We start from the raw sequence: 23298 nt of genomic DNA on the forward strand, positions 1-23298 counted from the left end.
TTTCACCGATTTTCGCCACGCCGCGGCCACCCTAGAATCACTTGAAGATCCGCGTAAACGGACGCACCGCCACACGGGGCTTTCGCGGCGCACCATGCAAAACGCCCGCGACTTGCGTCGCGGGCGTCGTGTCGAAACTGCAACAGAAACGGCGTCGATCAGCTCTCGACGACGTCGAGATAGTCCTCCGGCCGCGTGCGATCCTCCGCATGCGCCATGCCCATCACGCGCACCAGCACGCTCACCACCACCGACACCACCAGGTTCACGATCAGCGACCACACGGCCGCGTAGCCGGGAATCGCGAGGCCGAACAGGTGGATCGTGAAGATCGAGCTCGCGAGCTTCAGCGAGATCGCCATCCACGTGCCGCACACGATGCCTGCCGCCCAGCCGACCAGCAGGCCGCGATGGTCGAGCACGCGCGTGTACAGGCCGAGCACGATCGCGGGCAGCGTCTGGATGATCCAGATCCCGCCGAGCAGCTGCAGCTGGATCGCGTAGGTCAGCGGCAACCCGAGGATGAACGCGACCGCGCCGACCTTCACGATCAGCGACACGAGCTTCGCGACGTGCGTCTCCTGCTCGTGCGACATGTTGCGGTTCACGAACTCGCGGTGGATGTTGCGCGTGTACAGGTTCGCGGCCGCGATCGACATGATTGCCGCCGGCACCAGCGCGCCGATGCCGATCGCCGCGAACGCGACGCCGACGAACCACGACGGGAAATACTCGAGGAACAGCGCGGGCACCGCGAAGTTCGGACCGAACGCCTTGAAGTACGGCGCGTACTGCGGCATGTCCTTCACGCCCGACGCGAGTGCCATGTAGCCGAGCAGCGCCAGCAGGCCGAGCACGAACGAGTACGCGGGCAGCATCGCCATGTTGCGGCGGATCGAGTTGCCCGACGACGACGACAGGATCGCCGTGACCGAGTGCGGATACAGGAACAGCGCGAGTGCCGAGCCGATCGCGAGTGTCGCGTACGCGCTGTAGCCGTTCAGGCTCATCGCGTCCGGCGCCTTCAGCAGCAGCTTCGCGGGCGGAACGCTCGCGAAGATATGCCCGAAGCCGCCGAGCTTCGCGGGGATCACGACGACCGCCGCCGCGATCGTGATGTAGATCAGGACGTCCTTCACGATCGCGATCATCGCGGGCGCGCGCAGCCCCGACGTGTACGTGTACGCGGCGAGAATCGCGAATGCGATGATCAGCGGCAGGTCGCCGACGAAACCGGTCGTGTCGAAACCGAGCGCGCCGATCACCACTTCGATGCCGACGAGCTGCAGCGCGATGTACGGCATCGTCGCGAGGATGCCCGTCACCGCGATCGCGAGCGCGAGCATCCGGCTGCCGTAGCGCGCGTTGACGAAGTCGGCGGCCGTCACGTAGCCGTGCCGCTTCGCGATGCTCCACAGCTTCGGAAACACGACGAACGCGAACGGATAGATCAGGATCGTGTACGGCAGCGCGAAGAAGCCCATCGCGCCGGCGCCGAACACAAGTGCGGGCACCGCGACGAACGTGTACGCCGTGTAGAGGTCGCCGCCGAGCAGGAACCACGTGACGATCGTGCCGAAGCGGCGTCCGCCGAGGCCCCATTCGTCGAGATGGGCGAGATCGCCGCGACGCCAGTTCGCGGCCAGGAAACCGATGATCGTGACACCGATGAACAGCAGGACGAAGACGAAGGTGGCGCCGAGATTCATTGCGCACCTCCTTGCGGACCGCTCGCCTTCCACGCGTTCTTGGTCTTGAAATACACGAACGCGGTAATCACCGCGCTAATGAAGACCCAAAGCAACTGGTACCAGTAGAAAAACGGAAAACCCAACCATTGCGGTTCGATCTTGCTGTACGACGGCACCCAGACCATCGCGATCAGCGGCAGTACCAGCAGCCAGAGCCAGCGCTTGGCGGCCCGGTTGGCGTCGGCATCGTGAGCCATGACGTCTCCTCATCTTTCCCGGTTATCGATCTTGTTGAGCGGGTACGGCGGCGAGAGGAGCGGAAAACGGGTAAGCTGCGGCCCCCCTGGCTTCGCGCCAGTATAGGAGCCGCGGGCACGCGGTCAAGCGGGGGCGAACCCGAGGTGATCCGCCCCTTGTCACGCGGTTGCACCGGCATGTCGCCGGTGCATGACGCGTCAGATCGCGAACGCGGTGTCGCGTGCGCCCGTCGTTTCTTTCAAAGCTTTCACCCACTTGCGCGCGGGCAGCTTCAGCGTGTCCTCGATCAGCTTCGCGCGCGCGTCGAGCTGCGCGAACGGCACGTCGAGCGCGGGGCCCGAGAACGCGATCGCGATCCGGTTGCCGTCGTGCACTTCGGGCAGCGCGATCACGCGGTGATCGAACGCCGCGTTCAGGTGCTTCATGTTGCGCACGAAGCTCGGATGATCGCCGAACAGGTTGATCGTCGCGATGCCCGCATCGGCGAGGCAGCCGCGCACCGCGCGGTAGAACGCGACGCTGTCGAGCACGGGGCCGCGCGCGGTCGCATCGTACAGGTCGACCTGGATCGCGCCCGTCGTGCCGCGGTTGGCCGGGTCGTTGACGAAATCCCATGCGTCGGCTTCGTGCACGGCGAGGCGCGCGTCGTCGGGCGGCAGCGCGAACATCGTGCGCGCGGCAACGATCACGGCCGGGTTCAGCTCGACGGCCTCGACCTTCGCGTGCGGCAGGAAGCGGTGCGAGAACTTGGTCAGCGCGCCGGTGCCGAGCCCGAGCTGGACGATCCGCTCGGGCGTTTCGAGGAACAGCAGCCACGCCATCATCTGCTGCGCGTATTCGAGCTCGATATGCAGCGGCTTCGAGATCCGCATCGCGCCCTGCACCCATTCGGTACCGAAGTGCAGGAAGCGCACGCCGCCCTCTTCGGAGAACGTGACGGGCGCGAAGCGCGGCTTGCGCGGTGCTTCGAGCACCGGCACGTCGTCGTGTTCGTCGATTTCCGGGCGACGCTTCACGCGCGGCGGGTGGAGTTTTTCGGAGCCGTTGTAGGCGGACGCCTTGCCATTCTTGAACGCACGTGCCTCGGCGGACGCGCGCTTGATCAGTCGGGTCATGATTGAATCTCGCTGGGTGATGCTGGATGAGCGGACGAGAGGATAGCATTGGTGGGGGGGGGGGCGAGCCGTGCGGACGGCCTCGTGTCCGCCGTTTCGCCGCGATGGCCGTTGCGTCGCGGCGCCAGAAGCACGTTGACCGAACGCGCGGCGTGGGATCCTTTCGGTCCGGCTAATTGCCTCGCATGCGGCAATCGTTTCGAACACGCTCGACCCTGTCGGCGCCCGCTTGAAATACGCGGTAATCGATGCGTGACCGCGCCCGCGTCAAACGGCCCCGACGTCACTCGCCAAGTTACTCCCGACACGCTAAGCTCCGGCGTCGGCCGCCCGCCGCGGCGCGACATGTCTTACGGAACACTAACAAAAACGAGAGACCCCATGACACAAAAAGAACGCCTGGCACGTGTCGGTTACACCGCCGCGCTGACCGGAACCCTGCTGCTCGGCGCATGCGGCGGCGGCAGCGACGACGGCAGCGCATCGGGCACACCAGCCAGCAACCTCAGCACCGCGCAGCAGAATTATGAAAGCTTCGTGTTGGCCGCCAACGGCGGGCTGCATTACCCGCACGCACAGCTTGCCATTTCCACTTCGAGCAGCGGCGCCGTGAGCGTCAATCCCGGCAGCTATTTCTATACGCAAGATCAAAGCCTTGCGCAGAGTCCGTCCGGCGGCACGCAACTGCTCACGCTCGGTCTGTCGTCGGTCGATCCGTCGCTGCCGGTACCCACGCCCGTCGCTCAGCGTTATCTCGTCAACGGCGCAGTCGTGTCGAGCATGCAGGAGCAGGTCAGTTACAGCGGCGCAAACATCCAGTTCACGGAACTCGCCGCCGACGGCCACACTGTTGCGGTGACGCTCCTCGGCACGAACTACACGGTCGTGCCGCTGTCCGGCACGATCGCAAGCTCCCCATCCGAGTTGTTCAGCGGCAGTGCGCTCGGTGTCATCACGAACACGATCAACGGCGCATCGCTGTACAACAAGCAGGCGACCTGGCAATCGGGTGCCGCCTACATGAAGGTGACGCGACAGATGGTCGGCGATACGGTACTCACCGGCGACTGCACCGCACCATCGACGACCGGCCCGAACGTCACGCCGTGCAGTACGACGGCGTCGACACTGGAAGCGTTCTTCCCGCACACAAGCGCCGGGGACAACAAGACCTACAACCTGAGCGACGGACAAATCGTCACGCTCGCGGGTGTCCGCGCATGGGTGGCCAACTCGGCACTCAATCAGCCGACGACCGGATACAGGGTCTTCTATCAGAACAACGGGCAGATCGACGCGGGAACCTTGAACCGTGACGGCACGACGCTTGCGGTCGGTAACAGCACCTCACCTCAGAACTTCTACATCGTGCTGAACAGCGCAGCCGTTCAGTCGGTGAAAGCTGCGATTACGTTCTGACGAATCGGCGCTTTCGGGAATAAGGTGGCGAGAGACTGACGCGGGGTGGTGGCCGGACGAGCGAGCGCACGCCACATCACTTTGCCGTTCAGCCGACTTGCACCCGACGTGAACGTACGAGATAATGCATCGCAATTGCGATGCATTCGAGGGCATGATGAAAACTGCTACTTTTCCGTCCGTTCGCGTCGAGCCGGAACTGCGCGACGCCGCCGAGAGCGTCCTTCAGGATGGCGAGACGCTGTCCAGCTTCGTCGAGCAATCGATCCGAGAAGGCGTCGAACGCCGTCGCCTCCAAAGCGAATTCATCGCGCGCGGCATTGCGTCGCGCGATGAGGCTCGCCGGACCGGCGAATATGTATCTTCGTCAGAGGTCCTGGAACGACTTGGTCGACGGCTCGATACGCTGCGTGACAGGAAGCGGCACGCTCGATGACGTATACGGTTCGCTTCACGCTCGAGGCATCGGATGATTTGGACCGGCTTTATGAATTCGTCGTCGATCGCGACGATTCGGAGGTCGAACGAGCTGAACGCGCATTGGCGGCCATTGCTTCCGGAATTGCCACGCTCGAATCGTCACCGTTCACCTGCCGTAAAGTCCATCCTTCGATGCCGTTTCTCCGTGAACTGATCATTCCGTTCGGTGCATCGGGCTATGTCGCATTATTCGAGATCGATGACAGCCAGACTGTGACGATTCTCGCGGTGCGTCACCAGAGAGAAAGCGACTACCACTGACGACGAGGGATCCCATGCCTCCGAACGACAAGAAGATCTGGTTTCCGGCGAAACGCTACGGTTGGGGCTGGGGTTTACCGGTCGCGTGGCAGGGTTGGGTCGTACTGCTGCTGTTCGTGATCGGAGTCGTCGCGAGCGCGTGGCTGCTGCCGCCGCACCAGTCACCGTTCGCGTACGGCGCGTGCATTGTGGTGTTGATCGCGCTGCTGACTGTCGTGTGCTGGATCAAGGGCGAGAAACCCGGTTGGAGGTGGGGCAAGGACGATTGAGCGTCGGGCGCGATGCCCCCTCCCCGGCGCTCATGCCGGCGTCAGGAACGAATCCCCCGCCACTGCACCAGCTTCTGCTCGAACGACAGCATCGCATTCGCCGGGCTCGACGAAGGCAGCACGAGCGTTTCATACCCCGCCCTGCCGATCACGTCGGCAAACCGCCCTGCCGTCTTGCCGTTGAAACACACGCGCTTCAGCAACGGCGCATGTTCCCTCAAGGAGTCGAAATCGTTCGGCTCCGCGTTGCGGATCGCCGAATCGAGGCTGCCTTCGCGATGGCACGCGGCAAGCACGTCCCAGATGCCGATTCCATGAACCAACACACGTTCGAGCCGCGCCTCATAAGCCAGTTCGTGCAGTTGAAGCTCGCCGAGCACCGTGCCGAGCAGCCGCCAGAACTGGTTGCGCGGATGCGCGTAATACTGCGCGGCGTCGAGCGACGCCTCGCCCGGAAAGCTGCCGAGGATCATCGTATGCGTATTCGGCCCGACCACCGGCCCGAAACCCTGCAGCATCACGCGCCTCCGCCCGGACTGCCCGAACGCAGCCCGTCGCCGTGCGCGTCGAGATGACGCCACAGCGCCGGCAGCATGCACTCGGTGACCATCAGCGGTTTGCCGTGACGCTGGAACACCGAGCGCCGCGCGACGAACGCGTGCGGTGCTCGCGCGCCCTGCAGCGCATGGGTCGCGAGCGCATACAGCGGATGGCCGGCGATCACACGCCGGCTGACGAGCGCCGAGCGCTCGACCTGCGGATCGCTGTACAGCAGCTCAGCCAGCGGCCGCGTACGCAGCCGCCGCATCGCCTGCCACACGCCCTTGCTGGCGGCGAGCGGTGCGATGCTGTGCGCGGCGACGTACGGCGTACCGTCGACCGAGAGGATCACCTCGCGCACCCACATCGGTGCGCGCGGCGCACTGGCGACCGCATCGGGCTCATCGAACCACGGGCAGTCGACGGCCTCCCGCGTCACGCGCACATTCACGCGGCCGAGCCGCGCGAGATGCGCGGTCAGCGATCCGCCGCGCGTCAGCCAGTCGCGCTGGTCGAGCGTGCAGCCAGGCCGCGGCGTCTCGCGCCAGCCGGCCTGCCCGCCGTCGAATCGCATGCGTGCGTTCACGCGGCGCGCGACAGCAGCAGCGCGTTGGTCCGCTTCACGAAGCTCGCCGGATCGTCGAGCATGCCGCCCTCGGCCAGCAGCGCCTGATCGAACAGCAGATGGCACCAGTCGCCGAAATCGGCGCTGTCGGCCTTCAACTGCTTCACGAGCGCGTGCTCGGGATTGATCTCGAGGATCGGCTGCATCGCCGGCGCGTTCTGGCCGGCCGCCTTCAGCATCCGCTGCAGGTAGCCGCTCATGTCGTTGTCGTCCGCGACGAGGCACGACGGCGAATCGGTCAGGCGGAACGTGACGCGCACTTCCTTCACCCTGTCGCCGAGCGCTTCCTTCATCTTCTCGACGACCGGCTTGATCGCTTCGCCCGCTTGCTCCTGCGCCTTCTTCTCTTCGTCGTTCAGCTCGCCGAGATCGAGGTCGCCGCGCGCCACGCTCGCGAGCGGCTTGCCGTCGAATTCCTGCAGGAACGACAGCATCCATTCGTCGACGCGGTCGGTCAGCAGCAGCACCTCGACGCCCTTCTTGCGGAACACCTCGAGATGCGGGCTGTTCTTCGCGGCCTGCCATGCATCGGCCGTCACGTAGTAGATCTTGCTCTGCTCGGGCTTCATGCGCGACACGTAGTCGGCGAGCGACACGTCCTGCGCGTCGGTGTCGCCATGCGTCGACGCGAAGCGCAGCAGCTTCGCGATGCGCTCGCGGTTCGCGTGATCCTCGCCGAGGCCTTCCTTCAGCACCTGGCCGAACGCGCCCCAGAACGTCTTGTACTTCTCCTTGCCGGCATCCTCTTCCGCGTTCGCGAGCTCTTCGAGCATCGACAGCGCGCGCTTCGTCACGCCTTCGCGGATCGCCTTCACGTCACGGCTTTCCTGCAGGATCTCGCGCGACACGTTCAGCGGCAGGTCGGCCGAATCGACGACCCCCTTCACGAAGCGCAGGTATTGCGGCAGCAGCTGCTCGGCGTCGTCCATGATGAACACGCGCTTCACGTACAGCTTCAGGCCGCCGCGATAGTCGCGGTTCCACATGTCGAACGGCGCGTGCGCCGGCACGAACAGCAGTTGCGTGTATTCGCTGCGGCCCTCGACGCGGTTGTGCGTCCACGTGAGCGGATCCTGGTGGTCGTGCGCGATGTGCTGGTAGAACTGCGTGTACTGCTCGTCGGTGACGTCGCTCTTCGAACGCGTCCACAGCGCACTTGCCTGATTGACGGTCTCGTCCTCGTCCTTCAGGACCATCTCGCCCTTTTCCTGATCCCACTCTTCCTTCTGCATCAGGATCGGCAGCGCGATGTGATCGGAGTACTTCTGGACGATCGACTGCAGGCGGTGCGACGACAGCAGCTCGTCCTCGCCTTCGCGCAGGTGCAGCGTGATCGTCGTGCCGCGCTGCGCGCGCTCGATCGCGTCGATCGTGAAATCGCCCTCGCCCGCGCTTTCCCAGCGCACGGCTTCGTTCGCCGGCAGGCCCGCGCGGCGCGTCTCGACGGTGATCTTGTCCGCAACGATGAAGCCCGAGTAGAAGCCGACGCCGAACTGGCCGATCAGCGCCGCATCCTTCTGCTGGTCACCGGACAGCTTCGTGAAGAATTCCTTGGTGCCCGAACGCGCGATCGTGCCGAGGTTCGCGATCGCCTCGTCACGGCTCATGCCGATGCCGTTGTCGTCGATCGTGATCGTGCGCGCGGCCTTGTCGTAGCCGATGCGGATGCGCAGGTTCGGATCGTTCTCGTACAGCGCGTTGTCCGCGAGCCCCTCGAAGCGCAGCTTGTCGGCCGCGTCGGACGCGTTCGACACCAGTTCGCGCAGGAAGATTTCCTTGTTGCTGTAGAGCGAATGAATCATCAGGTGGAGGAGTTGCTTGACCTCTGCCTGAAAGCTCATCGTTTCGTGTGCCATGGATGCTGTTTCCTCTTACTTGAACTTGAATGGTGTGGCGCAGGCGCCCGGCACGCGATGCCGGCCAGCCCGGGACGGACGACCGCCTGGCGCAAGCGGTTTGCGCGCGTATCTGGGGACCGCACGCGCGATTTCAAGGGCCGGCATGCCGCGCCGCGTCACGACGCACGCCGCACGGCCGAGTCGATATAGCGCGCGAGAAACCCCGGCAGCGCCGGATCGCCGCAGTTCGCGACGTTGAAGCGCGTCCACGTCGACGACGACTGCTGCGGCGAAAACAGGCTGCCGGGCGTCAGCAGGAACCCCTGCTCGTGCGCGGCGGCCGCGAGCGCATCCGAATCGACACCGGTGTCGGCCCACAGGAACATCCCGGCCGCCGGCATCGTGAACAGGCCGAGCCCCGTGCGCTCGAGCATCCGCGCGGTCTTGTCGCGCACGCCGTCGAGCCGCGCGCGCAGCCGCTCGACGTGGCGCCGGTAATGCCCTTCGGTCAGGATCTTGTACAGGACGCGCTCGTTGAGTTCGGGCGTCGTCATCCCGACCAGCATCTTCTGGTCGGTGATCGCCTTCGCGATCTCCGGCGCGCACGCGACGTAGCCGACCCGCAGGTTCGCCGCGAGCGTCTTCGAATAGCTGCCGAGGTAGATCACGCGCTTCAACTGGTCGAGGCTCGCGAGGCGCGTGGCCGGATAGCTCGGCGGGCACAGGTCGCCGTACACGTCGTCCTCGACGACGAGGAAGTCGTACGCCTCCGCGAGCTTCAGGATCCGGAACGCCTGCGCGGCCGACAGCGACGTGCCGGTCGGGTTCTGCAGCACCGAGTTGATCACGAGCATCTTCGGCCGCCACATCTGCACGAGCGTCTCGAGCGCGTCGAGATCGGGGCCGTCGGGCGTGTAAGGCATCCCGATGAGCTGCGCGCCCTGCGATGCGAAGCGGCCGAACATCTGGAACCAGGCCGGATCGCCGACGATCACGGCATCACCGGGCCGCACGTAGATCCGCGAGATCAGGTCGATTGCCTGCGTGATTCCCGATACCAGCACGAGCTGGTCGGGCGTCGCGCCGATCTCGACCTCGGCCAGGCGCGTCTGCAGTTGCTGGCGCAGCGGCAGGAAACCCTGCGCGGTGCCGAAGCCGAGCATCTGCGCGCCGGACTGGCGCCCGAGCGCACGCAGCGCGCCGGTGATCAGTTCGCCGTCGAGCCAGCGGCCCGGCAGGTAGCCGAGACCGGGCCCCTTTTCCGGGCTGACGGTGTGCAGCATGTTGCGCAGCAGCCAGACGACGTCGATCGTGTTGTGCACGGGCGCGGCCTCGGCCACGCGCGCCACCTTGTCGGTCGGCTGCGGGCCGGCCGTGCGCTCGCGCACGTAGAAGCCCGACCCGCGCCGCGAGTCGAGGTAGCCCTGCGCGACGAGGCGCTCGTACGCCTCGACGACGGTGAAACGCGACACGCTCTTGTCGAGCGCGAGCTTGCGGATCGACGGCATCCGCATGCCGGGACGGAACACGCGTTCGTCGATGCGCCGCCGTGCCCACTGGACAAGCTGGTCGACGAGCGTAAGCGTGGCCGTGTCGTGCGGCACGGGAATCTGGGCGAGTGGAACGGTGGACATGGGCGGCAGCTCCAACTGTACCGAAGGCTATCGCGCCGATTGTACCGTTACTGTGCCGGTATCGACGATTACAGTTGACCGGAATGGCGACCGTGCGGCCGCCGTTCCGGCCCCGCCGCACCTGGCGCCGCGCCGGCCGGCCTGCGTCGCGGCTCGTGCGCCGGCCGGTCCGGCAACCGCCCGGCGCATCACCCGCCCACCATGACACTTTCGCTTCCCGACCGACGTTCATGCCAGCCCGCTCCCTGACACTCGACCATCTCGTGATCGCCGCGCGCACGCTCGACGACGGCGTACGCCATGTCGCCGACGCGCTCGGCATCGAACCGGCCGGCGGCGGCCGGCACCCGCTGATGCGGACCCACAATGCGCTGTTCGGCGCGTGGGGCGGGCTCTACCTGGAAGTGATCGCGATCGACCCCGATGCGCCCGGCCCGGAAGATACCGATACGCCGCCGCGCGCGCGGCTGTTCGCGCTCGACGATCCGGCGATGCACGCGCGGCTCGCGCAGGGCCCGTTTCTCGCGCACTGGGTCGCGCGCGTCGACCGCCCGCGCCAGCTCGCGCTGTGGCAGAGCCAGTACCCGGCCCGCATCCCGCCCGTCGTCCCGATGCGGCGCAGCGAGCTGACCTGGGGCCTCACGGTGCCCGACGACGGCGCGTTCCCCGCGTGGCAGGGTTCGGGCGACGGCCTCGTGCCGTCGCTGATCCAGTGGGACAGCCCGCGCCATCCGGCCGAATCGCTGCCGCACGACGGCGTCGCGCTGAAGTCGCTCAAGGGCACCCACCCGCGTGCGGACGCGATCCGCGAGCAGCTCGACTGGCTCGGCGCCGCGCATCTGCTCGACCTCGAAACCGACGACGGGCCGCCCGCGCTGGTCGCCGAATTCGACACGCCGCAAGGCGCGCGCACGCTGCGCTGAACACCCCGCCCCACGATTACAACCACCCTGCAAGACGGAGACACCCACGACATGAATTCGCGCGAAACCCGGGGCATGCTGCTCGGCCTGATCGGCGTGATGATCTTCAGCCTGACGCTGCCGATGACGCGTATCGTCGTGTCCGAACTCAATCCGCTGCTCAACGGGCTCGGCCGCGCGCTCGCCGCCTCGGTGCCGGCCGGGCTGCTGCTGTGGTGGCGCCGCGAGGCGCTGCCGACCCGCGCGCAACTGAAAAGCCTCGCGATCACGTCGGCCGGCGTGATCATCGCGTATCCGGTGTTCTCCGCATGGGCGATGAAATCGGTGCCCGCGTCGCACGGCGCGGTCGTCAACGGGCTGCAGCCGCTGTTCGTCGCGCTGTACGCCGCGTGGCTGTCGCACGAGCGGCCGTCGAAGGCATTCTGGGCCAGCGCGGTGGCGGGCAGCGCGCTCGTGATCGCGTTCGCGCTGCGCGACGGCGGCGGCACCGTGCAGGCCGGCGATGCGCTGATGCTCGTCGCGGTCGGCATCGGCGCGCTCGGTTATGCGGAAGGCGCGCGCCTCGCGCGCCAGATCGGCGGCTGGCAGGTGATCTGCTGGGCGCTCGTCGTGTCCGCGCCGTTCCTCGTGCTGCCGGTCGGCTGGCTCGCGTGGATGCAACATGTCGCGCATCCGGGCCCGCTCGCGCTGCGCACGTGGCTCGCGTTCGGCTACGTGACCCTCTTTTCGCAATTCATCGGCTTTTTCGCGTGGTATGCGGGACTCGCCATGGGCGGCATCGCGCGCGTCGGCCAGGTGCAGCTGCTGCAGATTTTCTTCACGATCGCATTTTCCGCGCTGCTGTTCGGTGAAACGGTGACGTCAACGACGTGGCTGTTCGCGGCCGCCGTGATCGCCACCGTGGTGCTCGGGCGCCGCTCGGCGGTCGCCACCGCCGCGCGACCGGCTCGCGCCGGCTGAACAGGTGCGCCATAATGGCTGTTTTGCCTGATCGGTTTGCCCACCCGGCCGCGAAGGCTCGCCCGCGCTCGCGCCTGCCCACCCGGCAGCGTCGAGGCGATCGACCCGAACGACCTTTCTTGACTGACCACGATATCCGAACGAGGAGACTATGAATCCGAGCGACCTGCATCCGCCGCACTGGCAACTTTCCGAACGCGCCCGCAAGCTGACGAGCTCTGCGATCCGCGAGATCCTGAAGGTCACGGAGCGCCCCGAGGTCATCTCGTTCGCCGGCGGCCTGCCCGCTCCCTCGACGTTCCCGGCCGAGCGCATGCGCGACGCCGCCGACCGCGTGCTGCGCGACGCGCCGGCCGCCGCGCTCCAGTACAGCGCGACCGAAGGCTACCTGCCGCTGCGCGAATGGATCGCCGAGCGCTACAGCGTGCGCGTGTCGCAAGTGCTGATCACGACCGGCTCGCAGCAGGCGCTCGACCTGCTCGGCAAGGCGCTCGTCGACCCGGGCAGCCCGATCCTCGTCGAAACCCCGACCTACCTCGGCGCGCTGCAATCGTTCTCGCTGTACGAGCCGCGCTACGTGCAGGTGCCGACCGACGAGCAAGGCCTGCTGCCGGAAGGCCTCACGCCCGAACTCACGCAAGGCGCGCGCCTGCTGTACGCGCAGCCGAACTTCCAGAACCCGACCGGCCGCCGCCTGCCCGTCGAGCGCCGCCGCGCGCTCGCCGCGTTCGCGCAGACGAGCCCGTTCCCGGTGCTGGAAGACGATCCGTACGGCGCGCTGAACTACCGCGGCGAACCGCTGCCGACGATGCTGTCGATGGCGCCCGACCACGTCGTGCACCTCGGCACGTTCTCGAAGGTGCTCGCGCCGGGCCTGCGGATCGGCTACATCATTGCGCCCGAGGAACTCCACTTCAAGCTCGTGCAGGCCAAGCAGGCCACCGACCTGCACACGCCGACGCTCACGCAGCGCATCGCGCACGAAGTGATCAAGGACGGTTTCCTCGACGAGCACATCCCGACGATCCGCGAGCTGTACAGCGCGCAATGCGACGCGATGCTCGCCTCGCTCGCGCGCCACATGCCGGAAGGCGTCACGTGGAACCGCCCGGAAGGCGGGATGTTCATCTGGGTGAACCTGCCCGCGCAGATCGACAGCATGAAGCTGCTCGCCGCGGCCGTCGACAACCACGTCGCCTTCGTGCCGGGCGCACCGTTCTTCGCGGACGATGCGCAGCAGAACACGCTGCGCCTGTCGTTCGTGACGGTGCCGCCCGAGAAGATCGAGGAAGGTGTCGCGCGGCTCGGCAAGCTGCTGCGCGAACGCCTCTGATCCCCTTTTTCCTGTCACGACTCTCTACGAGGAATCGAACACATGGCTAACGTCTACGACAAACTGAAGTCGCTCGGCATCGAGCTCCCGACCGCCGGCGCACCGGCCGCCGCCTACGTGATGAGCGCGCAAAGCGGCAACACGGTCTACCTGTCGGGCCACATCGCGAAGAAGGACGGCAAGGTCTGGGCCGGCAAGCTCGGCGCGGATCTGCAGACGGAAGACGGCAAGGCGGCCGCGCGCTCGATCGCGATCGACCTGCTCGCGACGCTGCACGCACACACGGGCGACCTGAACAAGGTCACGCGCATCGTCAAGCTGATGAGCCTCGTCAACTCGACGCTCGACTTCACCGAACAGCACGTCGTGACCAACGGCGCGTCGGAACTGATCGCCGAAGTGTTCGGCGACGCGGGCAAGCACGCGCGTTCGGCCTTCGGCGTCGCGCAGATCCCGCTCGGCGCGTGCGTCGAGATCGAGCTGATCGCCGAAGTCGCGTAACCGGCGCAGCGCGATGCCCGGTCGTCTGGTCCGCTTCAAGCAGGTCGACGTGTTCACGTCGGTGCCGTTCAAGGGCAATCCGCTCGCCGTGATCTTCGACGCCGATTCGCTCGGCGACGACGACATGCTCGCGATCGCCCGCTGGACCAACCTGTCGGAAACGACGTTCGTCTGCACGCCGACCGATCCGGAAGCCGACTATCGCGTCCGGATCTTCACGCCGTGCGGCGAACTGCCGTTCGCCGGCCACCCGACGCTCGGCACCGCGCACGCGTTCCTGGAAAGCGGCGCCCGGCCGCGCACGCCGGGCCGGCTGATCCAGCAATGCGGGGTCGGACGGGTCGCGCTGCGCGAGCAGGCCGACGGCTGGGCGTTCGCCGCGCCGCCGGCCCGCGTCACGCCGCTCGACCGTTCGGACTACGCGGCGCTGGCCGCCGCGTTGCGCAGCGACGCGATCGATCTGGATGCGGAACCGTGCGCGGTCGACAACGGCGCGCCGTGGCTCGTCGTGCGGCTGACGTCGGCCGACGCCTGCATCGGCCTGTCGCCCGATCCGGCCGCGCTGGAGGCGATCACGCACCGCTACGGCACGGACGGCCTCGCGGTCTACGCGCCGCATGCCGAAGGCGGCCCCGCGACGTTCGAAATCCGCTGCCTGATGACGGGCGGCAAGTTCGGCGTCGGCGAAGATCCCGTCACGGGCAGCGCAAATGCCGCGCTGGCCGGGCTGCTGACGCGCCAGGCGCGCCGCCCGGGCCCGTCTTACACGGCCCGCCAGGGCACCGCGATCGACCGCGACGGCCGCATCTTCGTCAGCTACGACGAAGACGGCACGACCTGGATCGGCGGCCACGCCGTCACGGTCGTCGACGGCACTTTCCGGTCACCTGTCTGACATTTCGCGATGTGCGATGGCGCCGGCCCGTCCGGCGCCCCTACGATTCGCCCAACTATCGCAAAAACCTTCCAGCCAGTAATATCGGGCCTAATCCGTCGTTTCGGAGGTCTGTCGCTGGTTGCGCATCCCGCGAACGAACAGACGCCGGGGCGACTCCAACCATAGCCCGCCATCCCGAAGGATGGCGCACGCGAGCAGGACGCCACCCTCTTCGATGAGCTCCGCCCGGTCCAACCACACGCCGCCGACCCGGCCGCTACGCGCGCCGCGCAAATCGCGCCGGCGTGCGCTGTTCGCGATCCCGCTGCTCGGGATGCTGGCGCTCGCGCTGCTGTGGGCCGTGATCATCGCGCGCCTGTCGGTGGAGAAGGACAGCGCGTACAAGGAGGCCGCGGCGTCCGCGGCGATCCTGTCGTCCGCGCTCGAACAGCACACGGTCAAGGCGATCCACCAGGTCGACCAGATCACCCGCTTCGTCAAGTTCGAGTTCGAGAAGTCGCCCGCGCGCTTCAACCTCGCGAGCGCCGTCGAAAAAGGCGTCGTACCGAGCGACACGCTGATCCAGGTGTCGCTCGTCAACGCGAAGGGCATCCTGTTCGCGAACACGGCCGAACTCCATCCGCAGCCGATCAACCTGTCCGATCGCGAGCACTTCAAGGTTCACCTCGCGAACAACGACGACCGCCTCTTCATCAGCAAGCCCGTGCTCGGCCGCGTCTCGAGCCACTGGACGCTGCAGATGACACGGCGCCTGAACAACCCTGACGGCAGCTTCGCGGGCATCGTCGTCGTGTCGGAAGACCCGAGCTACTTCACGAACGACTTCTACAACAACGCGGCGATCGGCAAGGAAGGCGTGATCGCGGTCGTGTCCGACACGGGCACGGTGCTCGCGCGGCGCACGGGCTCGGTCAGCAACGCGCCGGGCGCGTTTTCGGCCTCGGGTGTTTACCCGATCGCCGAGCGCGTGACGGGCACGATCATCGACCCGATCGACGGCGTGACGCGCATCGTGTCGTACCGCCACCTCGACGGCTACCCGCTCGCGGTGATGGTCGGGCTGTCGCAATCGGAAGAGTTCGCGGACTACTACCACACGCGCAACGTCTACCTGCTGATGACGAGCTTCATCACGCTCGCGATGCTCGCGTTCTTCGGCGTCGCGACGGGCCTGATCGGCAAGCTGCTCGGCCGCGAGCGCGAGATGACGCAGCTCGCGGAGTACGACCTGCTCACCGGCCTCGCGAACCGCTATGCGACGCTGCGCGGGCTGCGCAACGACGTGTCGATGCCCACGAGCCTGTCACGGCTCGGCCTGCTGTTCATCGATCTCGACAACTTCAAGACCGTCAACGACACGCTCGGCCACAACGCCGGCGACATCGTGCTGCAGATGACCGCGTCGCGCCTGTCCGATGCGGTCGGCGACGAAGGCTCGCTCGCGCGCATCGGCGGCGACGAGTTCGTCGTCGTGATGAAGGGCGACGACGTCGAGCGGCGCGCGGTGCGGCTCGCGGAAGCGATCATCCGGATGTTCGGCGAACCCTTCGACGTGCGCGGCAGTTCGTTCGTGCTGCATGCGAGCATCGGCATCGCTCTGCACAGCGTGGCGAACGAAAGCGAGATCGACCTGCTGAAGAAGGCCGACCTCGCGATGTACAGCGCGAAGGACGCCGGCAAGAACTGCTACCAGTTCTATGCGCCGCACCTGTCGCACCGTGCCGACCACCTGATGCGCTGGGAACAGCAATTGCGCGTCGCGCTCGCCGAGGGGCAGCTGTTCCTCGCGTATCAGCCGAAGATCGACCTCACGCACCGCTACATCACCGGCTTCGAGGCGCTCGCGCGCTGGGATCACCCCGAGCACGGGATCATCTCCGCGAACGAATTCATTTCGATCGCCGAATCGACGGGCCTGATCGTGCCGATCGGCGACTTCGTGATCCGCACCGCGTGCGAGCAGATCGCGCGCTGGCGCGACGACGGCCACGACACGCTGACGCTCGCGGTCAACATCTCGCCCGTGCAGTTCTGGCGCGGCGACCTGATCGAGACGATCTCGCGCACGCTGCAGGAAACCGGCATCGACGCGAACCGGCTCGAACTCGAGATCACCGAAACCGCGATGATGGAATACCCGGAACTCGTGTCCGAGAAGATCGTCGCGCTGAAGAAGCTCGGCATCCGGATCGCGCTCGACGATTTCGGCACCGGCTATTCGTCGCTGTCGTACCTGCACCGCTTCTCCGTCGACACGCTGAAGGTGGACCGCTCGTTCGTGCAGGCAATCCCGAACGATCGCAGCGTGTGCGTGATGGTGTCGTCGATCGTGCATCTCGCGCGCTCGCTCGGCCTGACCGTCGTCGTCGAAGGCACGGAAACGGAAGAGCAGATCACCTGGCTGTCCGCGCTCGGCGAGATCGAGGCGCAGGGCTTCCTGTTCTCGCGCCCGGTGCCGGCCGACGCGATTCCCGCGCTGATCGCGCGCTTCGGCGTGCGCGGCGACCATCCGAACGTCATCGCGCATCGCGCCACCGGCAGCACCGGCGCCTGAGCACCTCGCGGCCACGACGCGCGTTGCGCGCCGCCGCAATTGTTTCGTTTTCCGATCCGATTGTTTAGTCCATTAACTAGCGTTTTCGCGCATGGCAGTGTCATCGTGCGCGGCGGACAATCGGGAGGGCCAACGTGTCGGCGGGCCGCCGGCATGTCCACACATGAGAGATCAGGCCCTGCGCCGATAGCACCACCATGACAACCGTAGAAGTCGAAGCGACTGCTCCTATCGAACAGGCACAGGCCTCCCTGTGGACCTTGTTCAAGGTCGTCGCCGGCATTTCGGCGGTCTCATGGGGCGGGCTTTCGATGATGGCGCAGCTCGAACGCCACTACGTGGAACGGCTGCAGCGCATCGAGCCGCACGTGTTCGGCGATCTCGTCGCGCTCGCCTGGCTCGTGCCGGGCCCCGTCGGCTGCAATGTCGCGGTGCAGGTCGGCCAGACGCTGCACGGCCGCGCCGGCGCATGGGTCGCCGGTATCGCGAGCGTGCTGCCATTCTCCATACTGATGACGCTGTTCGCGATGTTCTATCGCACGCCGCTCGTGCGCTCGCTGGCCGATCCGATCCTGATCAATCACTTCGGGATGGTGCTCGCCGCGCTGATCGGCGTCACGTGGGTCAGGCAGTTGCGCTCGCTCGCGCGCACCCGGCTCGAACAGGTAATCGCCGCACTATCGACGATTCTGCTCGCTTTCGCGCATAGTCCGGCCGCTTTCGTCGGGATTCTTTTCGCCGCGTTTGCAGCGGGCTGGCTGACGGGGCCGCCGCAACGCAACGCGGTCGACTTCACGCTGTCGACCCGCGATCGCAACCTGCTCGTACTGCTCGGCGTACTCGTCACACTGTTCGCGGTCCCGCTGCCCGGCGATTACCAGGCGCAGTTGCTGTGGCCGCGCCTCGCGGGCGCCGGCATGACATTGTTCGGCGGCGGCTTTTCCGCGCTGCCCGTGCTCAAGACGCTGTTCGTCACGCCGGCCACCGGCATCTCGGATCACGACTTCACGCTAGCGTTCGCGCTGTCGCCCGTGGCGCCGGGGCCGCTGCTCAATGTCGTGCCGTTTCTCGGCTACCTGACCGACGGCTGGGCCGGCGCGCTGCTCGCCACGGCCGCACTGTTCATTCCGTCGGGCTGCCTCGTCGTGTTTGCGCAAAACCACCTGTTCCGCCTCAAGCGCCATTCGCGCTTCGAACACGGGATGCGCCTGCTGCGCGCGGCGACGACAGGCTTTCTCGTCGTCGCCGTCGTGAAGATCCTGCATCGCGAGCCGGCCGATCCGATTTACTGGCTGACGGGCGCGTTCGCGACGCTGTGCTTCGCGCGCTTCAAGGTGCCCGTTTATGCCGTCTACGGCGCGGTCGCCGTTGCCTGCGGCGTGTGGCTGTGGGCCGCCGCGCGCTAAAGAGCGGCGGCCGCCCCACCTGGCTCAACCGGCATCAACCAACCTCAACCCGCCTGTACCGCGACCCGGCGTGCCATCCAGCGGGCGCGCAGCGCGTCGTACGCGAGGTTGAAGCAGAACGTGTAGGGCAGGAAGAACAGCACGATGCCGAGGTCGAGCAGCAGCGCTTCGACGAGGCTCACGTTCAGCCACCACGCAGCCACCGGCACCACCATCGCGACGAGACCCAGCTCGAACAGGCCCGCGTGCGCGATCCGCATGCCGAGCGTGCGCGACAGCCCCGCGCGCCGCTCGAAGCGATCGAACAGCGTATTGAAGGCCATGTTCCAGGCCATCGCAATCAGCGACACCATCACCGTCAGCACGCCGACGTGCGACACCGGCATGTCGAGCAGCCATGCGCCGATCGGCGCGCACAGCGCGATCGCGACCAGCTCGAACGTCAGCGCATGCAGCAGCCGTTCCGTCACCGTTTTGTTCATCTGTTTCATGATTCCCTCCGATTCGTGTCCTTCATTCATGCCGACCATTTTGATCGGCATAACCGTATGAATCCAGTTTGATATCATCGGTTTTACCGATATAACGCCACCAGGAGTGCCGCATGCGCCACGCCCCCGAAGCCCTGCTCGCGTTCGCCGAAGCCGCGCTGCTCGGCTCGTTCACGGCCGCCGCGCGCAAGCTCGGCAAGCGCCAGTCGACCGTGTCGGAGGCGATCGCGAACCTCGAGATCGATCTCGGCGTGCAGTTGTTCGATCGCTCGACGCGCGCGCCGACGCTGACCGACGCCGGGCGCGCGCTGCTGCCGCAGGTGCAGCGCGCGCTCGAAGCCGGCGCGGCGATCGACCGCACGGCCGCGCGGCTTGCCGGTGGCGAAGAAGCGCGGCTGACGCTCGTCGTGTCCGATACGTACCAGTCGAAGCGCTACGAGGAAACGTTGATGGCGCTCGAGCGGCGCTTTCCGGCGCTCGAGCTCGAATGCCAGATCGCCGAGCACGAGGACGTGCTCGACCTGATCCAGCAAGGCCGTGCGCAGCTCGGGCTGATGGCCGCGCGCGCGGCCTACCCGGCCGATATCGGCGCGGCGACGGTGGCGGAGGAATCGGAGATCGGGCTGTTCGTCGGCCGCACGCATGCGCTCGCGGCGTATGGCGAGACGGAGGTGCCGCACGCGGCGCTGCGCGACGTGCGCGAACTGCGCCTCAACACCTATGTGAAAACGGAAGGCCGCGGCACCGACGACCGGATCGTCGTCGGCACGCAGCACTGGCTGGCGCCGAGCTACCTGATGCTGCTGGAGATGGCCGTGCTGGGGTTCGGTTGGGCCGAGTTGCCGCGCTGGATGGTCGAGCACTTCGCGCGCGATCGCCTGTGCGAACTGCGCGCGCGCGGCTGGCCGCGCCGCGTTCGAGTCGATGCCGTCTGGTCGCGCAACCGGCCGCTCGGCCCGGCCGGCTCATGGCTGCTCGACGCGATGCTGGCCGCGTAGCGGCGCATGCTGCTGCGCCCGCGGCCGGCGCCTGGCGGCGCCGGAAGATCAGAAGCCGCGCGACAGCACGGCCGCGCCGACCGTGACGACACCGAGCACGAGGTTCACGACGACGAGCAGGCGCACCGCGTTCACCGCGCGCGCACCGTCCGGCCAGTTCTGCGCCTGCACCGCACGGCGGATGCGCGGGAACAGCGCGAAGCGGATGTGCCCGAAGATCAGCATCATCACGACGCCAAGCCCGGCCATCGCATGCAGCGACCACGTCGCGTGCGCGCCGCCGAATTCCACGAGCAGGAAGCCGCCGGACAGCAGGATCACGATCACCGAACCCGCCACCCAGTTGAAGAAGCGGCCGAACACGCCTTCGATCAGCGGCAGCCGAAGCTGCGGCGACAGGTCGGACAGCGCCGGCCGCAGGCAAAAGTTCGCGAAGACCATCCCGCCCACCCACACGGCGACGGCCAGCAGATGAAGAAACAGCGCGACGGCAACAGCGTGGGACATGAGGGCAATCCTGTGATGGGTTGGGTGCGGCGAACGGCCGCGTCGCACGCGGCATCGAACATCGTTCGACCCGCTTGGCGCCATGCGGTTCAGACCCCGAACGGGATTTCACAATATTTTGCAAGTTCCGCGTGACGGCGTCACGCTTGCTTACCCGAATCCCGAGGCCAAAAGAAAAGGCCGCAGGCCCGCCGAAGCGGACGTGCGGCCTTCGATCGCGGCCGAACCGGACGTTCGTGCCCGGCGTCAGCCGAGCAGCGGACGCAGCTCGCTGACGACCTTGAGCTTCGACTCCGGCGCGCGGCCCTTGCGTGCGCGCTTGCCGATGTGCGGCGCGAGCCCCGCGTACGACAGCGTGTCGTCCTGCGCCTTGCCGCCGCGGCCGGTGCCGATCAGCACGACACCCGCCGGATCGATCGCAAGCGCCTGCACGAGCGTTTCCTTGTCGTCGAGCGCCATCAGGATCACGCCGCGACCGCCGCCGGACAGCGTCTTCATCTCGTCCATCCCGAACACCAGCAACCGCCCGCCGCTCGACAGGCACGCGATCTGCGTCGCATTCGGCAACACGGGCATCGGTGCGAGCGGCACCGCGCCCGTATCGATCGTCATGAACGCCTTGCCGGCCTTCACGCGGCTCACCATGTCGCCGACCTTCGCGAGGAAGCCGAAGCCGTTGCTCGACGCGAGCAACAACTGCTGGTCGGCCGGCGCCGCATAGTAGTGCATCAGGTGCGAGCCCGATTCGAGCTCGATCAGCGACGTGACCGGCACGCCGTCACCGCGCCCGCCCGGCAGCACCGACACGTCGACCGAGTACACGCGGCCGCTGCTGCCCCATGCGATCAGCCGGTCCGGCGTGCGGCACTGGAACGCCGCGTACAGGTGGTCGCCGGCCTTGAACGTGAAGCCGGCCGGGTCGAGCCCGTGGCCCTTCAGCGCACGCACCCAGCCCTTCTGCGACACGACCACAGTCACCGGCTCGTCGACCACCTTCGCCTCGAACGTCGCGCGCTTTTCCTGCTGGATCAGCGTGCGGCGCTCGTCGCCGTACTGCTTCGCATCGGCCTCGATCTCCTTGATCATCAGCCGCTTCATCGCGCTTTCGTTCGCGAGCAGTTCCTCGAGCTTCGCCTTCTCGTCGCGCAACGCTTCGAGTTCCTTCTCGATCTTGATCTTCTCGAGTCGCGCGAGCTGGCGCAGCCGGATTTCAAGGATGTCCTCGGCCTGCCGGTCGGAGAGGCCGAACGCGCTCATCAGCGCGGCCTTCGGCTCGTCCGATTCGCGGATGATGCGGATCACCTCGTCGATGTTCAGGAAGACGATCATCCGCCCTTCGAGGATGTGGATGCGGTCGTCGACCTTGCCGAGACGGTGGCGCGTGCGCCGCGTCATCGTCAGCTGGCGGAACTTCACCCACTCGTCGAGGATCGTCAGCAGCCCCTTCTGGCCCGGCCGGCCGTCGGCGCCGATCATCACGAGGTTCAGCGTCGCGTTCGATTCGAGGCTCGTGTACGCGAGCAGCGTGTTCACGAATTCCGTCTGGTCGATCGTGCGCGACTTCGGCTCGAACACGAGCCGCACCGCCGCTTCCTTGCCCGACTCGTCGCGCACCGCGTCGAGCAGGTCGAGCATCGCCTTCTTCGTGTTGAGCTGTTCCGGCGTCAGCGTCTTCTTGCCGAGCTTGAGCTTCGGGTTGGTCAGCTCCTCGATTTCCTCGAGCACCTTCTGGCCCGACGTGCTCGGCGGCAGCTCGGTGACGACCAGTTGCCACTGGCCGCGCGCGAGATCCTCGATCTTCCAGCGCGCGCGCACCTTCAGGCTGCCGCGGCCCGTTTCGTAGGCCGCCGCGATTTCCGTGTCGCTCGAGATGATCTGCCCGCCGCCCGGGAAATCCGGGCCCGGGATCAGGTTCATCAGCTCCGCGTGCGTGAGCTTCGGATTGCGGATCAGCGACACCGCCGCGGCCGCGACTTCGCGCAGGTTGTGCGACGGGATCTCCGTCGCGAGGCCGACCGCGATGCCCGACGCGCCGTTCAGCAGCACGAACGGCATGCGGCTCGGCAGCGTCTTCGGTTCCTCGAACGAGCCGTCGTAGTTCGGCATGAAGTCGACCGTGCCCTGGTCGATCTCGTCGAGCAGCAGCTTCGCGATCGGCGTGAGGCGCGCTTCCGTGTAACGCATCGCCGCCGCGCCGTCGCCGTCGCGCGAGCCGAAGTTGCCCTGCCCGTCGATCAGCGGGTAACGCAGCGAGAAATCCTGCGCGAGACGCACGAGCGCGTCGTACGCCGACTGGTCGCCGTGCGGGTGGTATTTACCGAGCACGTCGCCGACGACGCGCGCCGACTTCACCGGCTTCGCGTCCGGGCCGAGGCCCATTTCGTTCATCGCGTAGAGAATCCGGCGCTGCACCGGCTTCTGGCCGTCGCACACGTCGGGCAGCGCGCGGCTCTTCACGACGCTGACCGCGTAGCTGAGATACGCCTGCTCCGCGTAGTTGCCGAGCGTCAGCGCTTCGGCATCCGGTGCGTCGGGCGCGGCGAAGAGATCGGAAGTATTGTCGTCCATCTGAATTCCGTATTCGTAAGTGGCGTAAG

22 protein-coding genes are annotated in these 23298 nt (G+C 66.8%); 12 read left to right on the forward strand and 10 right to left on the reverse strand.

The window, feature by feature from the left end; genetic code table 11:
• Positions 1-158 precede the first annotated feature (158 nt).
• From mctP to ACTRWB_RS34285, 3 genes are all read right to left on the reverse strand, one after another.
• A complete protein-coding gene (gene mctP / locus ACTRWB_RS34275) occupies positions 159-1709 on the reverse strand; it encodes a monocarboxylate uptake permease MctP (RefSeq protein WP_048249232.1) in 1551 nt (516 codons plus the stop codon).
• Entirely contained in the window at positions 1706-1948 is a 243-nt protein-coding gene (locus ACTRWB_RS34280; protein ID WP_129512670.1) for a DUF3311 domain-containing protein, read from the reverse strand. The genes mctP and ACTRWB_RS34280 overlap by 4 nt, the downstream gene beginning before the upstream one ends.
• A 198-nt stretch (positions 1949-2146) precedes the next feature.
• Positions 2147-3064, reverse strand: coding sequence for a spermidine synthase (locus ACTRWB_RS34285; RefSeq protein WP_048249230.1), 918 nt, complete (start codon positions 3062-3064; stop codon positions 2147-2149).
• A gap of 381 nt (positions 3065-3445) precedes the next feature.
• Here ACTRWB_RS34285 and ACTRWB_RS34290 point away from each other — a divergent pair, with 381 nt between their 5' ends.
• The 4 genes from ACTRWB_RS34290 to ACTRWB_RS34305 all read left to right on the forward strand — a co-directional run bounded on the left by ACTRWB_RS34290 (position 3446) and on the right by ACTRWB_RS34305 (position 5493).
• Positions 3446-4483: a hypothetical protein gene (locus tag ACTRWB_RS34290; protein WP_193099491.1), complete on the forward strand. Its 1038-nt coding sequence runs from the start codon at positions 3446-3448 to the stop codon at positions 4481-4483.
• A gap of 157 nt (positions 4484-4640) precedes the next feature.
• Positions 4641-4919 (forward strand): YlcI/YnfO family protein, encoded by a 279-nt coding sequence (locus ACTRWB_RS34295; RefSeq protein ID WP_193098806.1) that lies wholly within the window; start codon positions 4641-4643, stop codon positions 4917-4919.
• Positions 4916-5224 carry a type II toxin-antitoxin system RelE/ParE family toxin gene (locus ACTRWB_RS34300; protein ID WP_193098807.1) on the forward strand — a complete coding sequence of 103 codons (309 nt, stop codon included), beginning with the start codon at positions 4916-4918 and terminating at the stop codon, positions 5222-5224. The genes ACTRWB_RS34295 and ACTRWB_RS34300 overlap by 4 nt, the downstream gene beginning before the upstream one ends.
• Positions 5225-5238: 14 nt before the next feature.
• Positions 5239-5493 carry a hypothetical protein gene (locus ACTRWB_RS34305; RefSeq protein ID WP_446904487.1) on the forward strand — a complete coding sequence of 85 codons (255 nt, stop codon included), beginning with the start codon at positions 5239-5241 and terminating at the stop codon, positions 5491-5493.
• Positions 5494-5534: 41 nt separating this feature from the next.
• Here ACTRWB_RS34305 and ACTRWB_RS34310 read toward each other — a convergent pair whose 3' ends face one another.
• From ACTRWB_RS34310 to ACTRWB_RS34325, 4 genes are all read right to left on the reverse strand, one after another.
• Positions 5535-6011, reverse strand: a complete 477-nt coding sequence (locus tag ACTRWB_RS34310) for a DNA-deoxyinosine glycosylase (RefSeq protein ID WP_193098809.1) — start codon at positions 6009-6011, stop codon at positions 5535-5537.
• Positions 6011-6607, reverse strand: coding sequence for a chorismate--pyruvate lyase family protein (locus tag ACTRWB_RS34315; protein WP_129512674.1), 597 nt, complete (start codon positions 6605-6607; stop codon positions 6011-6013). Before ACTRWB_RS34315 ends, ACTRWB_RS34310 begins: the two co-directional genes overlap by 1 nt.
• A gap of 8 nt (positions 6608-6615) precedes the next feature.
• Entirely contained in the window at positions 6616-8514 is a 1899-nt protein-coding gene (htpG, locus tag ACTRWB_RS34320; protein WP_412023294.1) for a molecular chaperone HtpG, read from the reverse strand.
• Positions 8515-8672: 158 nt separating this feature from the next.
• Positions 8673-10130 (reverse strand): aminotransferase-like domain-containing protein, encoded by a 1458-nt coding sequence (locus ACTRWB_RS34325; protein ID WP_048249224.1) that lies wholly within the window; start codon positions 10128-10130, stop codon positions 8673-8675.
• Positions 10131-10360: 230 nt separating this feature from the next.
• On the opposite strand from ACTRWB_RS34325, the gene ACTRWB_RS34330 reads away from it, so the two are divergent.
• The 7 genes from ACTRWB_RS34330 to ACTRWB_RS34360 all read left to right on the forward strand — a co-directional run bounded on the left by ACTRWB_RS34330 (position 10361) and on the right by ACTRWB_RS34360 (position 18705).
• Positions 10361-11053, forward strand: a complete 693-nt coding sequence (locus ACTRWB_RS34330; protein ID WP_446904488.1) for a VOC family protein — start codon at positions 10361-10363, stop codon at positions 11051-11053.
• Between the two features lie 51 nt (positions 11054-11104).
• Positions 11105-12013 (forward strand): DMT family transporter, encoded by a 909-nt coding sequence (locus ACTRWB_RS34335; protein WP_193098813.1) that lies wholly within the window; start codon positions 11105-11107, stop codon positions 12011-12013.
• A 151-nt stretch (positions 12014-12164) separates the two neighbouring features.
• Positions 12165-13346, forward strand: coding sequence for an aminotransferase-like domain-containing protein (locus tag ACTRWB_RS34340; protein ID WP_129512678.1), 1182 nt, complete (start codon positions 12165-12167; stop codon positions 13344-13346).
• Between the two features lie 42 nt (positions 13347-13388).
• On the forward strand, positions 13389-13847 hold the full coding sequence (locus ACTRWB_RS34345) for a RidA family protein (RefSeq protein WP_006478174.1): 459 nt from the start codon (positions 13389-13391) through the stop codon (positions 13845-13847).
• Between the two features lie 13 nt (positions 13848-13860).
• Entirely contained in the window at positions 13861-14742 is an 882-nt protein-coding gene (locus ACTRWB_RS34350; protein ID WP_446904489.1) for a PhzF family phenazine biosynthesis protein, read from the forward strand.
• A 217-nt stretch (positions 14743-14959) separates the two neighbouring features.
• The gene (locus ACTRWB_RS34355) at positions 14960-17299 is read left to right on the forward strand and encodes a bifunctional diguanylate cyclase/phosphodiesterase (protein WP_193098815.1); all 2340 of its coding nucleotides are present in this window, start codon (positions 14960-14962) and stop codon (positions 17297-17299) included.
• 197 nt (positions 17300-17496) lie between these two features.
• Entirely contained in the window at positions 17497-18705 is a 1209-nt protein-coding gene (locus tag ACTRWB_RS34360; RefSeq protein WP_446904490.1) for a chromate transporter, read from the forward strand.
• A 44-nt stretch (positions 18706-18749) separates the two neighbouring features.
• Here ACTRWB_RS34360 and ACTRWB_RS34365 read toward each other — a convergent pair whose 3' ends face one another.
• Positions 18750-19196, reverse strand: coding sequence for a multidrug/biocide efflux PACE transporter (locus ACTRWB_RS34365; RefSeq protein ID WP_048249421.1), 447 nt, complete (start codon positions 19194-19196; stop codon positions 18750-18752).
• Between the two features lie 113 nt (positions 19197-19309).
• Here ACTRWB_RS34365 and ACTRWB_RS34370 point away from each other — a divergent pair, with 113 nt between their 5' ends.
• Positions 19310-20194, forward strand: a complete 885-nt coding sequence (locus ACTRWB_RS34370) for a LysR family transcriptional regulator (protein WP_048249217.1) — start codon at positions 19310-19312, stop codon at positions 20192-20194.
• A 48-nt stretch (positions 20195-20242) separates the two neighbouring features.
• Here ACTRWB_RS34370 and ACTRWB_RS34375 read toward each other — a convergent pair whose 3' ends face one another.
• Both ACTRWB_RS34375 and parC read right to left on the reverse strand, forming a co-directional pair.
• Entirely contained in the window at positions 20243-20701 is a 459-nt protein-coding gene (locus tag ACTRWB_RS34375; RefSeq protein ID WP_047898700.1) for a CopD family protein, read from the reverse strand.
• Positions 20702-20947: 246 nt separating this feature from the next.
• A complete protein-coding gene (gene parC, locus ACTRWB_RS34380; RefSeq protein ID WP_412023289.1) occupies positions 20948-23269 on the reverse strand; it encodes a DNA topoisomerase IV subunit A in 2322 nt (773 codons plus the stop codon).
• Positions 23270-23298 lie beyond the last annotated feature (29 nt).

The sequence above is a fragment of the Burkholderia sp. YIM B11467 genome (assembly GCF_052952715.1).

Excerpts from the sequence above, each read along its gene's own strand:
- ACTRWB_RS34315 (WP_129512674.1), bottom strand. The coding sequence starts at position 6,607 with ATGCGATTCGACGGCGGGCAGGCCGGCTGGCGCGAGACGCCGCGGCCT.
- htpG (WP_412023294.1), bottom strand. The coding sequence starts at position 8,514 with ATGGCACACGAAACGATGAGCTTTCAGGCAGAGGTCAAGCAACTCCTC.
- ACTRWB_RS34305 (WP_446904487.1), top strand. The coding sequence starts at position 5,239 with ATGCCTCCGAACGACAAGAAGATCTGGTTTCCGGCGAAACGCTACGGT.
- mctP (WP_048249232.1), bottom strand. The coding sequence starts at position 1,709 with ATGAATCTCGGCGCCACCTTCGTCTTCGTCCTGCTGTTCATCGGTGTC.
- ACTRWB_RS34325 (WP_048249224.1), bottom strand. The coding sequence starts at position 10,130 with ATGTCCACCGTTCCACTCGCCCAGATTCCCGTGCCGCACGACACGGCC.
- ACTRWB_RS34370 (WP_048249217.1), top strand. The coding sequence starts at position 19,310 with ATGCGCCACGCCCCCGAAGCCCTGCTCGCGTTCGCCGAAGCCGCGCTG.
- ACTRWB_RS34285 (WP_048249230.1), bottom strand. The coding sequence starts at position 3,064 with ATGACCCGACTGATCAAGCGCGCGTCCGCCGAGGCACGTGCGTTCAAG.
- ACTRWB_RS34280 (WP_129512670.1), bottom strand. The coding sequence starts at position 1,948 with ATGGCTCACGATGCCGACGCCAACCGGGCCGCCAAGCGCTGGCTCTGG.
- ACTRWB_RS34360 (WP_446904490.1), top strand. The coding sequence starts at position 17,497 with ATGACAACCGTAGAAGTCGAAGCGACTGCTCCTATCGAACAGGCACAG.
- ACTRWB_RS34330 (WP_446904488.1), top strand. The coding sequence starts at position 10,361 with ATGCCAGCCCGCTCCCTGACACTCGACCATCTCGTGATCGCCGCGCGC.
- ACTRWB_RS34310 (WP_193098809.1), bottom strand. The coding sequence starts at position 6,011 with ATGCTGCAGGGTTTCGGGCCGGTGGTCGGGCCGAATACGCATACGATG.
- ACTRWB_RS34300 (WP_193098807.1), top strand. The coding sequence starts at position 4,916 with ATGACGTATACGGTTCGCTTCACGCTCGAGGCATCGGATGATTTGGAC.
- parC (WP_412023289.1), bottom strand. The coding sequence starts at position 23,269 with ATGGACGACAATACTTCCGATCTCTTCGCCGCGCCCGACGCACCGGAT.
- ACTRWB_RS34340 (WP_129512678.1), top strand. The coding sequence starts at position 12,165 with ATGAATCCGAGCGACCTGCATCCGCCGCACTGGCAACTTTCCGAACGC.
- ACTRWB_RS34375 (WP_047898700.1), bottom strand. The coding sequence starts at position 20,701 with ATGTCCCACGCTGTTGCCGTCGCGCTGTTTCTTCATCTGCTGGCCGTC.
- ACTRWB_RS34365 (WP_048249421.1), bottom strand. The coding sequence starts at position 19,196 with ATGAAACAGATGAACAAAACGGTGACGGAACGGCTGCTGCATGCGCTG.
- ACTRWB_RS34295 (WP_193098806.1), top strand. The coding sequence starts at position 4,641 with ATGAAAACTGCTACTTTTCCGTCCGTTCGCGTCGAGCCGGAACTGCGC.
- ACTRWB_RS34355 (WP_193098815.1), top strand. The coding sequence starts at position 14,960 with ATGAGCTCCGCCCGGTCCAACCACACGCCGCCGACCCGGCCGCTACGC.
- ACTRWB_RS34335 (WP_193098813.1), top strand. The coding sequence starts at position 11,105 with ATGAATTCGCGCGAAACCCGGGGCATGCTGCTCGGCCTGATCGGCGTG.
- ACTRWB_RS34350 (WP_446904489.1), top strand. The coding sequence starts at position 13,861 with ATGCCCGGTCGTCTGGTCCGCTTCAAGCAGGTCGACGTGTTCACGTCG.
- ACTRWB_RS34290 (WP_193099491.1), top strand. The coding sequence starts at position 3,446 with ATGACACAAAAAGAACGCCTGGCACGTGTCGGTTACACCGCCGCGCTG.
- ACTRWB_RS34345 (WP_006478174.1), top strand. The coding sequence starts at position 13,389 with ATGGCTAACGTCTACGACAAACTGAAGTCGCTCGGCATCGAGCTCCCG.